11 protein-coding genes are annotated in these 13,075 nt (G+C 70.3%); 9 read left to right on the forward strand and 2 right to left on the reverse strand.

Annotated features, from left to right (window positions below; genetic code table 11):
* Positions 1-87: 87 nt before the first annotated feature.
* From JNUCC0626_RS37490 to purH, 7 genes are all read left to right on the forward strand, one after another.
* A complete protein-coding gene (locus tag JNUCC0626_RS37490) occupies positions 88-1,755 on the forward strand; it encodes a hypothetical protein (RefSeq protein ID WP_394615413.1) in 1,668 nt (555 codons plus the stop codon).
* A gap of 213 nt (positions 1,756-1,968) precedes the next feature.
* Complete coding sequence (gene sucC, locus JNUCC0626_RS37495; RefSeq protein ID WP_394615414.1) at positions 1,969-3,135, forward strand: ADP-forming succinate--CoA ligase subunit beta; 1,167 nt, start codon at positions 1,969-1,971, stop codon at positions 3,133-3,135.
* Positions 3,136-3,140: 5 nt separating this feature from the next.
* Positions 3,141-4,028 carry a succinate--CoA ligase subunit alpha gene (sucD, locus tag JNUCC0626_RS37500; protein ID WP_394615415.1) on the forward strand — a complete coding sequence of 296 codons (888 nt, stop codon included), beginning with the start codon at positions 3,141-3,143 and terminating at the stop codon, positions 4,026-4,028.
* A gap of 210 nt (positions 4,029-4,238) precedes the next feature.
* Complete coding sequence (locus JNUCC0626_RS37505; RefSeq protein WP_394615416.1) at positions 4,239-4,970, forward strand: DUF5336 domain-containing protein; 732 nt, start codon at positions 4,239-4,241, stop codon at positions 4,968-4,970.
* Between the two features lie 115 nt (positions 4,971-5,085).
* Positions 5,086-6,657, forward strand: coding sequence for a cell division protein PerM (locus JNUCC0626_RS37510; protein WP_394615417.1), 1,572 nt, complete (start codon positions 5,086-5,088; stop codon positions 6,655-6,657).
* 55 nt (positions 6,658-6,712) lie between these two features.
* The gene (gene purN / locus JNUCC0626_RS37515) at positions 6,713-7,330 is read left to right on the forward strand and encodes a phosphoribosylglycinamide formyltransferase (protein WP_394622188.1); all 618 of its coding nucleotides are present in this window, start codon (positions 6,713-6,715) and stop codon (positions 7,328-7,330) included.
* The gene (gene purH, locus JNUCC0626_RS37520; RefSeq protein ID WP_394615418.1) at positions 7,327-8,898 is read left to right on the forward strand and encodes a bifunctional phosphoribosylaminoimidazolecarboxamide formyltransferase/IMP cyclohydrolase; all 1,572 of its coding nucleotides are present in this window, start codon (positions 7,327-7,329) and stop codon (positions 8,896-8,898) included. The genes purN and purH overlap by 4 nt, the downstream gene beginning before the upstream one ends.
* A 51-nt stretch (positions 8,899-8,949) precedes the next feature.
* Here the strand turns inward: purH and JNUCC0626_RS37525 are convergent, their stop codons facing one another.
* Entirely contained in the window at positions 8,950-9,630 is a 681-nt protein-coding gene (locus tag JNUCC0626_RS37525; protein ID WP_394615419.1) for a hypothetical protein, read from the reverse strand.
* Positions 9,627-10,397 (reverse strand): hypothetical protein, encoded by a 771-nt coding sequence (locus JNUCC0626_RS37530; RefSeq protein WP_394615420.1) that lies wholly within the window; start codon positions 10,395-10,397, stop codon positions 9,627-9,629. Before JNUCC0626_RS37530 ends, JNUCC0626_RS37525 begins: the two co-directional genes overlap by 4 nt.
* A 271-nt stretch (positions 10,398-10,668) precedes the next feature.
* On the opposite strand from JNUCC0626_RS37530, the gene JNUCC0626_RS37535 reads away from it, so the two are divergent.
* Both JNUCC0626_RS37535 and JNUCC0626_RS37540 read left to right on the forward strand, forming a co-directional pair.
* Positions 10,669-11,532: a hypothetical protein gene (locus JNUCC0626_RS37535; RefSeq protein ID WP_394615421.1), complete on the forward strand. Its 864-nt coding sequence runs from the start codon at positions 10,669-10,671 to the stop codon at positions 11,530-11,532.
* Positions 11,529-13,031, forward strand: coding sequence for a DNA polymerase Y family protein (locus JNUCC0626_RS37540; protein ID WP_394615422.1), 1,503 nt, complete (start codon positions 11,529-11,531; stop codon positions 13,029-13,031). The genes JNUCC0626_RS37535 and JNUCC0626_RS37540 overlap by 4 nt, the downstream gene beginning before the upstream one ends.
* Positions 13,032-13,075 lie beyond the last annotated feature (44 nt).

Genomic DNA, 13,075 nt, shown 5'->3' on the forward strand with positions numbered 1-13,075 from the left:
GGTTTTCCACACGCGAACGAATTTCGTCTTAATACGTCAGCAGAGGTCACACGCAGTGCTACTCAGGTCTTGCTAGGTTCGCCCGCGATGACTCGCACCGAGCTCGACAACCAGACCCCGGCGGCCGCCAGGCTGCGCACGTCCTGGGCCCTCGCCGCGGCAGGCGCTCTCCTGCTCGCCCTCGGCCCGCTGCTCGGCGTGGTCGACGGCGCCGAACCGGCCTTCGCGTCGTGGCCGTTGCTGGCCCTGCTCGCGCTCGCACCGCCCGCAGCAGCGGGCGTGCTGCTGATGCGCGGCCGTCCGTTCGTGGCCGCCGGACTGATCGCCGCCACCGGCGTCTTCGCGGTCGGCAGGCTGCTGAGCGACGCGCAGGTCTTCCTCGACGCCATGGAAGTCGCGCGTCCCGAACTCTTCCGCCCGGCCACGCTCGTCGCCGTCACCCCGGCACTGGGCGTGTGGCTGCTGATCGCCGGGCACGTCTTCACCATCGCGGCGGGCGCGCTCTCGGCCGGTCGCGCCGGCATGCCCGCCGACGAGTCGGAACGTCCGGCCCCGGTCACCATCCCGGTGCTCGTCGCGCTCGTCGCGGCGGTCGGCCTGCTGGGCAAGCCGTTCGCCTCGAACGATCCGTTCCAGCTCGATCGCAGCCCCTGGGACCTGCCTGCCGTCGGACTGATCGGCGGCCTGCTGATCGCCGTGGCCGTCCCCCTCGCCACCGCGTTCGCCGCCAGTTCCCCCGACCCCGACACCCGCGAGGGCGGCACGCTCGGCGTCTTCCTCTCCCTGCTCGCCGTCGTCGTTCCACCGCTGGCCGCCGGCATCTTCGCGACGGGCCTCGGCATCACCGCCGGTCCGGTGTTCGCCTTCGTCGCCGCGCTTCTGCTGCTCGCCGTTCCTCTCCTCGGCCGCGCGGCACGGCTCCTGCGCGGCACCCAGGACCCCGAACTCCCCACTCCCGGGCGCATGCACGTCACCGCCGGCGTCTTCGCCGTGCTCGCTGCAACCGCGATGCTCGCCGGTGCATTCCTGCCTCAGCTCACCCTGTCCACCGGTGGCCCCGCGCCCGACCTCGCGTCGGTGAGCCTCTTGTGGGCCGCCGGGCTCGCGTTCGGCGTGCTCGGTGTGCTGCTGCTCGTGCCGGGAACGGCCGCGACCGTCCGTCCGGCGCTGGTCGGAGCGTTCTTCGCGATGCAACTGGCCGCGGCGGGCATCGCCGAGGTCGTGACGGCGGCGAGTCAGGTGGGCGTCGCCCAGCCCGGCGCCGGCTTCTGGCTGATGGTGATGGAACTCCCACTCGGCCTGCTGGCGCTCGCCTGCGCGGGCCTCGCCGCGGCGATGGAACGGGAGAACGCCGGCGAGGTGCGCAAGGAGCAGCTGCCGGTGGCCGAGCTCGGCGCGATCCTGCTCGCGGGCCTCTTCGCGGTCGGCGCGTTCGCCCTGCCGACGATGCGCGGCGACAAGTACACGTCGCCCACGCTGATCCCGGACAACGACCCCACCGTGTCCTGGACCCTGTTGATCTCGCTCACGGTGCTGATCATCACGCTCGTGGCCGTGTTCCGGTCGAGGCCCGCTCGCGGCGCCGCGTCACTCGTGGGCCTCGCGCTGCTGATGGGCGTCCGCGCACTCGAACTGCCGCTCACCGGCGACCGCGTCGAGGGCGCCACCGCAGGCCCGGGCACGTGGCTCGCACTGGCCTCGGTCGCGGCTCTGGTGGTCGCGGCCGGCTTGATGGGCAGTCGCGCGAGCCGCTGAAACGTGTCCCGCAAATCACTTTTCCTTATATCGCGCGCGTGCGCGTGATCGACCTCACCGCCGTTGAGACCGACCTCACCGGTGGTGACGTGCGAGCGGTACCCGCAGGTCGATAGTGTCTGGGCCCAGCCGCGTCAAGTGGGTTCGCTTGGCCCCTTGAGGACCACCCAGGCGCGGTGTTGTGTTCCGACACCGACGTCGCAGGAGACCCGAGTGGACCTGTACGAATACCAGGCGAAGGACCTCTTCGCCGCCCACGGCGTCCCGGTACTGCCGGGCGATGTGGCTACCAACCCCGCCGACGCCAAGGCCATCGCCGCCAAGTTCGGCCAGGCTGTCGTCGTCAAGGCCCAGGTGAAGACCGGCGGCCGCGGCAAGGCCGGTGGTGTGAAGCTCGCTTCCACCCCCGAGGAGACCGAGGAGAAGGCGACCGCCATCCTCGGCCTCGACATCAAGGGGCACATCGTTCACCGCGTGCTGGTGACGCCCGCCTCCGACATCGCGGAGGAGTACTACTTCTCGTTCCTCCTCGACCGCGCCAACCGCACCTTCCTCGCCATGGCGAGCGTCGAGGGCGGCATGGACATCGAGGAGGTCGCGGCCACCAAGCCCGAGGCCCTCGCGAAGATCGCCATCGACGCCATCAAGGGCGTCGACGTCGCCAAGGCCACGGAGATCGCCGACGCGGCGAACTTCCCGGCCGAGGTCAAGGACCAGGTCGTCGACACCATCGTGAAGCTCTGGGAGACCTTCGTCTCCGAGGACGCCACGCTGGTCGAGGTCAACCCGCTGGTCCGCGACCCGCAGGGCAAGATCGTCGCCCTCGACGGCAAGGTCACGCTGGACGAGAACGCCGACTTCCGCCACCCGGCCCACGCCGAGCTGGTCGACAAGGCCGCGGAGAACCCCCTCGAGGCGAAGGCCAAGGAGAAGGGCCTCAACTACGTCAAGCTCGACGGCGAGGTGGGCATCATCGGCAACGGTGCCGGCCTGGTCATGTCGACGCTGGACGTCGTCGCGTACGCCGGTGAGCAGTACGGCGTGAAGCCCGCGAACTTCCTCGACATCGGTGGCGGCGCGTCCGCCGAGGTCATGGCCAACGGCCTGGACGTCATCCTCGGCGACGAGGCCGTCCGCTCCGTGTTCGTCAACGTCTTCGGTGGCATCACCGCGTGCGACGCCGTGGCCAACGGCATCGTGAAGGCGCTGGAGATCCTCGGCGACGCGGCCACCAAGCCGCTCGTCGTCCGCCTGGACGGCAACAACGTGGAGGAGGGCCGCGCGATCCTCGCCGAGGCCAACCACCCGCTGGTGACCGTTGTCGACACGATGGACAACGCGGCCGCCAAGGCCGCCGAGCTCGCGGCTGCGGGGGTCTGAGTCAGATGGCTATCTTCCTCAACGAGAACAGCAAGGTCATCGTTCAGGGCATGACCGGTGCCGAAGGCACCAAGCACACCAAGCGCATGCTCGCGTCCGGCACGAACATCGTCGGTGGCGTGAACCCGCGCAAGGCGGGCGAGAAGGTCGACTTCGACGGCACCGTGCTCCCGGTCTTCGGCACCGTCAAGGAGGCCATGGAGGCCACCGGCGCGAACGTGACCGTGATCTTCGTCCCGCCGGCCTTCTCCAAGGCCGCCGTGGTCGAGGCCATCGACGCCGAGATCGAGCTCGCGGTCGTCATCACCGAGGGCATCCCGGTGCACGACACCGCGTACTTCTGGGCGCACGCCGTCGCGACGGGCAACAAGACCCGCATCATCGGCCCGAACTGCCCCGGCATCATCAGCCCTGGGAAGTCCAACGCCGGCATCATCCCCGCGAACATCGCGGGCAGCGGCAAGATCGGTCTGGTGTCGAAGTCCGGCACCCTGACCTACCAGATGATGCACGAGCTCAAGGACTTCGGTTTCTCCACCGCGATCGGCATCGGTGGCGACCCGATCATCGGCACCACGCACATCGACGCCCTCGAGGCCTTCCAGGCCGACGACGAGACCGTCGCGATCGTGATGATCGGTGAGATCGGTGGCGACGCCGAGGAGCGCGCGGCCGTGTACATCAAGGACAACGTGACCAAGCCGGTCGTCGGCTACGTCGCGGGCTTCACCGCTCCCGAGGGCAAGACCATGGGCCACGCCGGCGCCATCGTCTCCGGCTCGGCGGGCACCGCGCAGGCGAAGAAGGAGGCCCTCGAGGCCGCCGGCGTCAAGGTCGGCAAGACGCCGTCCGAGACCGCCTCGCTGATGCGGGAGATCATGCAGTCGCTCTGAGGCCAAACGAACTCGGCTTCTAGGAGTGTCACAGGTTGCTGAGTTCCTGATCTCAGACACGTACGGCTACGCGAAGGCCGGATTCCGAGTAACTTCGGAATCCGGCCTTCGCTCGTATGGCGGAACCGACATGATCGGTCCATCGTCTTAGTAGCGGGTCGCACTGCTAGCGTCACTCGACGCACCCTGGTTTGAGGAGGAGACCTCGACATGTCCGTGCCTTACGGCGCACCCCAACAGCAGCCGCCGGGTCCGGCACAGCACCAGGCACCGCCGGCGGGCCACGGGGCTCCAGGCGCCAACAACATCAACCTGGCCCAGATCCTCCCGCTGGTAGCGGCGGGTCTCGGTCTGGTCGCGTACCTCGTCGCGTTCGCCGACGACGTCAGCAGCGGCAACGTGGTCTACCTGCTCGCGGCGGGCGCGCTCGCCGGGTTGTCCGTGCTGCCGAGCACCCCGAAGGGCTTCGTGCCGGTCGCGGCGGTCCTCGCGGCGGTGCAGACGCTCCTGCAGTTGCAGCTCATCATCAAGTCGCCGTCGATCCAGGGCCTCGACATCGTGCTGCTCATCGTGGCGCTGGTGGAGACGGCCGCGATCGTGCTCGCGTTCCTGATGGCCGAGGGCATCGTGAAGCTCGAGCCGAAGCCCGCGAACCCGTACGCGGGTCAGCAGCAGGGGCAGCCGGGCGGCTGGAACCCGCAGTCCGGCGCGTTCCCGCAGCAGAGCCAGCAGCAGTTCGGTCAGCAGCAGGCCGCCCCGCAGCAGCAGGCGCCCCAGCAGCAGGCCCAGCAGCCGTCGTTCGGTCAGCAGCAGTTCGGTCAGCAGCCGCAGCAGCCCGCGCAGCCGGGTCAGCCGCCGCAGCAGACGAGCTTCATGCCGCAGCCGGGCCAGTTCGGCTCACCGGGCACGCCGCCCGGTGGCTTCGGCGGACCGCAGCAGTAAGGTCCGCACACCGTTCGACCTTTCAGGGGTGGTGCCGGTTCTCCGGCGCCACCCCTGTTCGCATGACGCGGCGTGCCTGACCCGAATGGCTCAGGCGGCCTGACACAGTGGAGAAGTGCCCGTGCTGCAACGCGAGGTGACCCGCGAGGTCAACACCGTGCGCCCACCGGAGTTCTCTCGATCCGAACGCATGCGCGTCCTCGTCGCCGCCGCGGTCGGATCGGTGGTGGTCGGGTACGCCGCGGTCGCCGCCGTGCTCGCGCTGATCTCCGCGACGGCCACCTACGCCGACTTCTCCACGTCCGGGGTGCTCAGCGCCGCCGCGCCCGCCTGGCTCGCCGCGCACCACGTGCCGTTGCGCTTCGAGTCGGGCCAACTCGGCGTGCTGCCGCTGCTCGCGACCGCGTTGCTGATGTTGCTGGTCGGCCGCACCGCCGCGGGCACCGCCGACCGCCTCGGTCTCTACGAACCGCTGCAGGCGCGCGGGGTCGTGCTCAGCATCGCCGGAGCGCACGCCGTCACCGGTGGCGCGATCGCGTTGATCATGGGCGACGGGGTCGTGCGCGCGACGCCGGCCGTCGCGTTCTTCGGGTGTGCGGCGGTGTCCGGGATCGCGGCCACGATCGGTGTCGCCCGGCGCTGCGGCCTGTACGAGGTGGTATTCGACAAGCTCGACCCCGTTGCGCTGCACGGGCTGCGGGCGGGTTTCATGGCGTTGTTCGCGCTGGTCAGCGTGGGTGCGCTCGCGGTGGCCGCCGGGCTCGCGGTGTCGTGGCCGACGACCAGCGGGCTGTTCGCGGGCGCCGGGCCGTCGTTCGGTGTCGGGCTCGGCGTGTTCCTGCTGTGCCTGGCCTACCTGCCAAACGCGATCATCGCGGGCTTCTCCTACGTCGTGGGCGCGGGCTTCTCGATGGGCGCTGTCGAGGTGTCGCCGCTGAAGTTCGTCGGCGGCGACGTGCCGCCGGTGCCGTTGCTCGCGGCCATGCCGGAGACCGAGGTCGTGTGGAGCCCCGGCGTGCTCGTCGGCGGCCTGCTGATCGGCCTGGTCGTGGGCTGGACCTGCCGCAAGGTGTCGGACCGGTCGAGTTCGCGGGTGCGCGCGGTGCTGGTGGCCGCGATCACGGCGGCCGTCGGCAGCCTGGTGCTCGCCGCGACGGCCGGCGGCAAGCTGGCCGGGGGCGCGTTCGACCCCGTGACGGTGCCCGCGGGCCTGCTCGCGATGGCCGTGCTGGTGTGGGTGCTGGTGCCGGGTGCGCTGGTGGCATGGCTCGGTGGCAACCGCACGAAGGTGGCGGCCGCCGCTGGTGCCACTGAGTTCGTGGACCCGGACTTCGACGAGGACGCCGAGGCCGTCGACCCGGACGTCGTGTTCGAGGACGACGAGCTCACCGACCAGTTCGAACAGCTCGAGGTCGTGGACGAGGACGAGTTCGAGGTCGAAGAGGACCTTGAAGACGACGACTACTACGACGAAGACGAGTACGAGGAAGAGCTCGACGAAGAGGACGAACCCGAGGACGAACTCGCGGACGAACTCGCAGACGACGAAGAGTTCGAGGACGACGAAGAACCGCTCGACGAGGACGAGGAACCCGCTGCGGCGGACGAGGAAGACCTCGATGCGGAGTTCGACGAAATGCTGGGCATGGAGCCCGAGGAGGACCTGGACGCCAAGCCGGAACGGTGACGGCCTAAACTGCCCCTGAGCTGCTGCAACACCACGCCACGCCCAGGAGTAGACGCTGAGCACCGAACTTCGGCTTCCGACACCGGCGCGCGTCGTCGTACTCGTCTCCGGTTCCGGAACCCTCATGCAGGCGTTGCTGGACGCCGATCTGCCCATCGAGGTGGTCGCCGTCGGCGCCGACCGCGAGAACATCGAGGGCCTCAAGCGCGCCGAACGCGCCGGAGTGCCCCACTTCGCCGTGAAGCTGCGCGACCACGCCGACCGCGACGCGTGGGACGCCGCGCTCACCGAGGCCGTCGCGTCCCACGAGCCTGACCTCGTCGTGTCCGCCGGGTTCATGAAGATCATCGGCGAGCGCTTCCTCGCCCGCTTCGGCGGCCGGATGATCAACACCCACCCCGCGCTGCTGCCGGCGTTCCCCGGTGCGCACCCCGTCCGTGACGCGCTGGCCTACGGCGTGCACGTCACCGGATCGACGGTGCACCTGGTCGACGCGGGCGTCGACACGGGCCCGATCCTCGCGCAGGAGGCCGTGGCCGTCGAACCCGGCGACACCGAGGAAACCCTGCACGAACGCATCAAGGTCGTCGAACGCCGGCTGCTCGTCGAGACGGTCGGCCGGCTGGCCCGTGAGGGCTGCACCGTGAACGGACGAAAGGTGAGCATTCCGTGAGCACTCCTGCCGAGAGGCGACCGGTCCGCCGGGCCCTGATCGGGGTCTCCGACAAGGCCGGCCTGCTGGAACTGGCCACCGGCCTGCACGCGGCCGGAGTCGAGATCGTGTCCACCGGCGGCACCGCCAAGGTGCTGGCCGACGCGGGCGTCCCGGTGACGCCGGTCGAGCAGGTCACCGGGTTCCCCGAGTGCCTCGACGGCCGGGTGAAGACGCTGCACCCGCGCGTGCACGCCGGTCTGCTGGCCGACCTGCGCAAGGACTCGCACGTCGAGCAGCTGCGCGAGATGGACATCGCGCCGTTCGACCTGCTGGTCGTGAACCTGTACCCGTTCACGCAGACCGTCGCGTCGGGCGCGTCCCCGGACGACTGCGTCGAGCAGATCGACATCGGCGGCCCCGCGATGGTCCGCGCGTCGGCGAAGAACCACGCGAACGTCGCCGTGGTCGTCGACCCGGCCCGCTACGACTGGGTGCTGGAGAACGTCCGCGAGGGCGGCTTCACGATGGCCGCCCGGCAGCACCTGGCCGCCGATGCCTTCCGCCACACCGCTTCCTACGACGTGGCCGTCGCCTCCTGGATGGGCAACGTGCTCGCGCCGGACGACGAGGGCAGCGGCTTCCCGGGCTGGGTCGGCGCGACCTGGAACCGCTCCAACGTGCTGCGCTACGGCGAGAACCCGCACCAGAACGCCGCTCTGTACGTCCAGGGTGACGGCCGGGTGGGCCTGGCGTCGGCGCAGCAGTTGCACGGCAAGGAGATGTCGTACAACAACTTCCTCGACGGCGACGCCGCGTGGCGGGCCGCCTGGGACCACGAACTGCCGTGCGTCGCGATCATCAAGCACGCCAACCCGTGCGGCATCGCGGTGTCCGAGCTGAGCATCGCGGACGCGCACCGCAAGGCGCACGAGTGCGACCCGGTCAGCGCGTTCGGCGGCATCATCGCCTCGAACCGCGAGGTCACCGTGGAGATGGCCGAGTTCGTCTCGGAGATCTTCACCGAGGTCGTCATCGCTCCGTCCTATGAGGACGGTGCGGTCGAGGTGTTGCAGCGCAAGAAGAACGTGCGCATCCTCGTGGCCGAGCCGCCCGCGCGTGGTGGCGCCGAGATGCGCCCGGTGTCCGGCGGCCTGCTCTTGCAGCAGCGCGACGCCATCGACGCGTCCGGCGACTCGCCCGCTTCCTGGACCCTCGCCTGCGGCAAGCCCGCGGACGAGCAGACCCTGGCGGACCTGGAGTTCGCGTGGCGCGCCATCCGCGCCGTGAAGTCGAACGCGATCCTGCTGGCCAACAACGGCGCGACCGTCGGCGTCGGCATGGGCCAGGTCAACCGGGTCGACTCGTCGCACCTCGCGGTGAAGCGCGCCGGTGAGCGGGCCCAGGGCGCGGTCGGCGCGTCCGACGCGTTCTTCCCGTTCCCGGACGGCCTCGAGGTGCTGCTGGAGGCCGGTGTGCGCGCGGTCGTGCAGCCCGGCGGTTCGGTGCGCGACCCCGAGGTCATCGCCGCCGCCGAGAAGGCAGGCGTCACGCTGTACCTGACGGGCACGCGTCACTTCGCCCACTGAGCCTCGTTGCTCGGAGAAGGGGCCGCTTCCGTCGGGGGAGCGGCCCCTTTTTCACAGCTTCTGAACCATCTCCCTGGCGATCTGCGTCGCGGCTGCCTCGAACTCCGCCGGGTCCGGCTTCGTGTTGGCGAACAGCCCCGCGTCCCAGCCCGAGTGCTCGACCCTGACGATCAGCTCACCCTTGCGCACCAGGACCGTCATCTCGGTGAAGGCCGACTTCGTCTCCACCAGGACCACCACGGCCTCGTCGCCGAGGTCTTTCAGCGGCTTCTGCAAGGGCCTGCCCTGGGTGGTGCCCATGTACATCGAGATGGCGCGGCTGAAGGCGGACTCGGCCTCTTCCCGCTCGTTGGTGACGGAGACGTCGGTGGTGCGGTGGCCGCTGCCGTCGGTGCCGCGGGTCTGGTTCCACGAGCAGGTCGTGCGGATGCCCTTGGACAGCTTGGTCTCGCGGGACATCAGGCCGTTCGGATTCGTGGTGCGCGCCTTGGCCAGTGCCTGCTCGGAGACGTTGCCGCACAACGCGGGCAGTTTGTCCGCGCGCCTCTCGTCGCCGCCGTCCTTGTTGACGTTGAGGTAGACCACGAGCCCGGTGCCGGCGACGGCGAGCACCAGCAGACCGACGATGATGGCGATGACCAGCGGGGCCTTGCTCTTCCGGGGCGGTGGACCCCAGTTCGGTGGTGGGTAGCCCTGCTGCTGGTGCCAGCCGTGCGGAGGCGGTTGGTTCACAGCTTGCCCAGCACGTCGTTCATGACGGACTTCGCGACGTCCCCGAGTTGGGCCGTGTCGGGCTTGGTCAGGCTGAACAGCCCGGGATCCGAGCCGCTGTACTCGATCAGGACGCAGTGGTCGCCCTTGCGCGCCGCGAGCGCGTACTCGACGACGGACTCGCCGGGGCGTTCGGTCACGAAGCCCTTGGCCTCGTCGCCGAAACCGTTGATCCCGCTGACTTCCTTGGCCGGACCGGTGGAGGTGACCATGCGGACCATGTCCTCGAACTTGCCCGCGCCGTCCCAGATCTGGACCCGCAGCATCCGGTAGCCGGGGCTGTCCTTGCCCTCGGTCTGGTCCCAGTGGCAGTTCGTGGTGTTGGCCTGCGGCTGGCTGGAGCGCTGGCCGTCCGGGTTGGTGGTGCGGGCCTTCGCCAGGGTCTCCGGGGAGACGCTGGCGCACTTCTCCGGGATGGCGTCGCTGCGCTGCGGGAGGCCCTGATCCTTGCGGGCGTTGAAGAAGAAGAAACCGCCGGTGCCGATTCCGCCGAGGAGCAGGACCGCTGCCACGATCGCGATGGCGATGAGCGGACCCTTGCCCTTCTTGGGCGGCTGCGGTGGGTAGCCCTGGTGGCCCTGCGGATAGCCCTGCTGCGGGTGACCTTGGGGTGGGTGGCCCTGGTTCGGGTGGGGCTGCCCCTGCTGCGGGTGGCCCGGTCCTGGCTGCGGTTGTTGCTGCCAGCCCTGCTGCTGCCAGCCCTGCGGTGCGTTCACGGTGGTCCTCATCGGTTTTGCGACATCCGCGCCACCGTAGTTGACCTTCCGGCCCCGTGTGGCCCAGTCCGACCAGATGCGTGCTCGCAGCGTGGTCGCACGGGTGCGGTGAGTGATCCATTTGATTCACCCATGTGGGTGGCGTTCGGCATTGCACCCCGACGGAAACTCGCGCTACGATCATCCCGTTCGTTCGAACAACAGTTCGAATAAGCAAGTCGCCGAACTTCCCGCGGCGGCCGTGCACAGGGGTGCGCACGGTCCGAGACGGGAGGTGGGTGGAGTGTCCAGGTCGGCAACGGCGTCGTTGGCCGCGCTCGGGGTGAACCCGGCCAGCGAGCTGACCAGCACCACCACCGACCACGCCACGGGGCGGGTCCTGCCGGTTCGCGGGGAACTGGCGGGCCTGCTCCCGTGGGGCGGCTTGCGGCGTGGCAGCACGGTGTCGGTGGGCGGATCGACATCGTTGCTGCTCGCCCTGCTGGCGGGCGCGACCGCGGACGGCTGCTGGGCCGCCGTGGTCGGTCTGCCGCAGGTGGGCGTCCTGGCCGCGGCCGAACTGGGCGTGGCGGTGCAACGCCTGGCCCTGATTCCCAGCCCTGGCACGGATCCGGGCCCGGTCATCGCGGCCCTCCTCGACGGCATGGACGTGGTGGCCGTCGCCTGCCCGCTCCCTCCTTCCCTGGCCCGCCGCCTGACGGCACGAGCCCGCCAACGCAGAGCCGTGCTCATCGCCTGGGGCACCTGGCCCGCGGCGGACGTGGAGCTGACGGCGGAGTCCGTCACCTGGAACCCCCTCGACGACGGCGCCGAAACCCTGCGCCACCAACAGATCAGCGTGCGCAGCGCCGGCCGGGGAGCAGCGGGCCGGGGCAAGCACGTGCTGCTGACGTTCGGCGAAGAAGAAATCGAACTCCCGCTGGCGGCCGGTGGACCGACCCGCTCCGACGAGCCGGCTGATGCCGGTCCGGAGCGGGCCGACGAACCGGCCGCCAGGCGGGCTGATACCGCCGGGAACCACGGCGTGGCAAGGAACCGAGGCATGGCCGGGCCCGTGAGCGACGAGCTCACCGCACGCCGGGCCGCCGCCATCGAGCGACTGGTCAAACTCGCCCAGCAGCCCCCAGCCGAGAGTCCGTCCGCGTGAAGGACTTCCGCCTGCTCACCGTCTGGTGCCCCGACTGGCCCGTCATCGCCGCCTGCACCGCCACGGCCACCGCCCTCGACGTCCCGGTGGCCGTGCTCGACGGCAACGAGATCGTCTCCACCTCGGCCGTCGCGCGCAAAGAGGGCATCCGCAGAACGATGCGCAAGCGGGCGGCCGAGGCGATGTGTCCTGAGCTGGTGACGTTCGAGCACGACCCGCAGCGCGACGCCCGGTTCTTCGAGCCGGTGGCCGAAGCGGTGGAGGAGCTCGCGCCCGGCATCGAGGTCGTGCATCCGGGGCTGGTGGCGGTGCCGGCGCAGGGGCCGGTCGGGTACTTCAAGACGGCCGAGCTGGCGGCCGAACGCATCGTCGACCACATCGCCACCAGGACCGGCACCGAGGCGCAGATCGGGGTGGCGGACAGCCTGTTCGCGGCCACGAAAGCCGCCCACCGCAACGTGATCGTGCCGCCGGAGCGCACCGCCGAGTTCCTGAAACCGTTGGGGGTGCACGAACTCGACGCGCCCGAGTTGGTCGATCTGCTCAGAAGGCTCGGGCTGAAGACGCTCGGCGCGTTCGCCGAGGTGCCGGAGAGCGCGGTGGCGTCGCGGTTCGGCGGGCCGGCGGTCCGGCAGCACCGGCTGGCGCGCGGGTTGCCGGAGCGGCCGCTCGACAAGCGCAGGCCCGCGCCGGAACTCGCCGCGCAGGAGACCTTCGACGAGCCGATCGCGCGGATCGACGCGGCGGCGTTCGCGGCACGGCACCTGGCCGAGCGGTTGCACGAGAACCTCGCCGCCCGCAGTCTCGCGTGCACCAAGCTCGGCATCCTGGCGCGCACCGAGAACGACGAGGAGCTGCACCGGGTGTGGCGGGCCGCGGAACCGTTGACGCCCAGGGGAATCGCCGATCGGGTGCGGTGGCAGCTCGACGGCTGGCTCACCCGCGAACGCCTCACGTCCGGCATCCGCACGCTCACCCTCGAACCGGTCGAGGTCGTCGACGGCACGGCGTTGCAGCTCGGGTTGTGGGGCCACGACGACGAACGGGCCGTGCGCGCGCTCCTGCACGTCCAGGGGCTGCTCGGTCCCGACGCCGTGCTGACCCCGGTGATCGACGGCGGCAGGGGACCGAAGGAGCAGGTCAGGCTGGTGCCGTGGGGCGACGAGAAAACGCCCGCGCACAACCCCGATCACCCGTGGCCCGGCCGGCTCGCCAGGGCACCGGCGACGCTCGCGGACGACCCCGCGCAGCTGAAGGACGACACCGGCCAGGAGGTGGGCGTCACCGGACGGCTCGAACTCACCGCGAGACCGAGAACGCTGACGGTCAGAGGAAGAACCGAAGAGATCACCGCGTGGGCCGGGCCGTGGCCGGTCGACGAACGGTGGTGGGCGCCGGACCCGCATCGGGCCGCGCGCGTGCAGGTGCAGACGAACGACCAGGCGTTCCTGCTGATCCGCAGGGACCAGAGGTGGTTTCTGGAAGGGGTGTACGACTGATGAAGGACGAGTACTGGGATCTGCTGGAGGCCCTGATCCCGTTG

The organism is Lentzea sp. JNUCC 0626 (assembly GCF_043632865.1).
GTDB lineage: Bacteria > Actinomycetota > Actinomycetes > Mycobacteriales > Pseudonocardiaceae > Lentzea.

What these genes read in the sequence shown, in the direction of transcription:
- JNUCC0626_RS37490 (WP_394615413.1), top strand. Translation starts at nt 88, where the DNA reads ATGACTCGCACCGAGCTCGACAACCAGACCCCGGCGGCCGCCAGGCTG.
- sucD (WP_394615415.1), top strand. Translation starts at nt 3,141, where the DNA reads ATGGCTATCTTCCTCAACGAGAACAGCAAGGTCATCGTTCAGGGCATG.
- JNUCC0626_RS37530 (WP_394615420.1), bottom strand. Translation starts at nt 10,397, where the DNA reads ATGAGGACCACCGTGAACGCACCGCAGGGCTGGCAGCAGCAGGGCTGG.
- JNUCC0626_RS37505 (WP_394615416.1), top strand. Translation starts at nt 4,239, where the DNA reads ATGTCCGTGCCTTACGGCGCACCCCAACAGCAGCCGCCGGGTCCGGCA.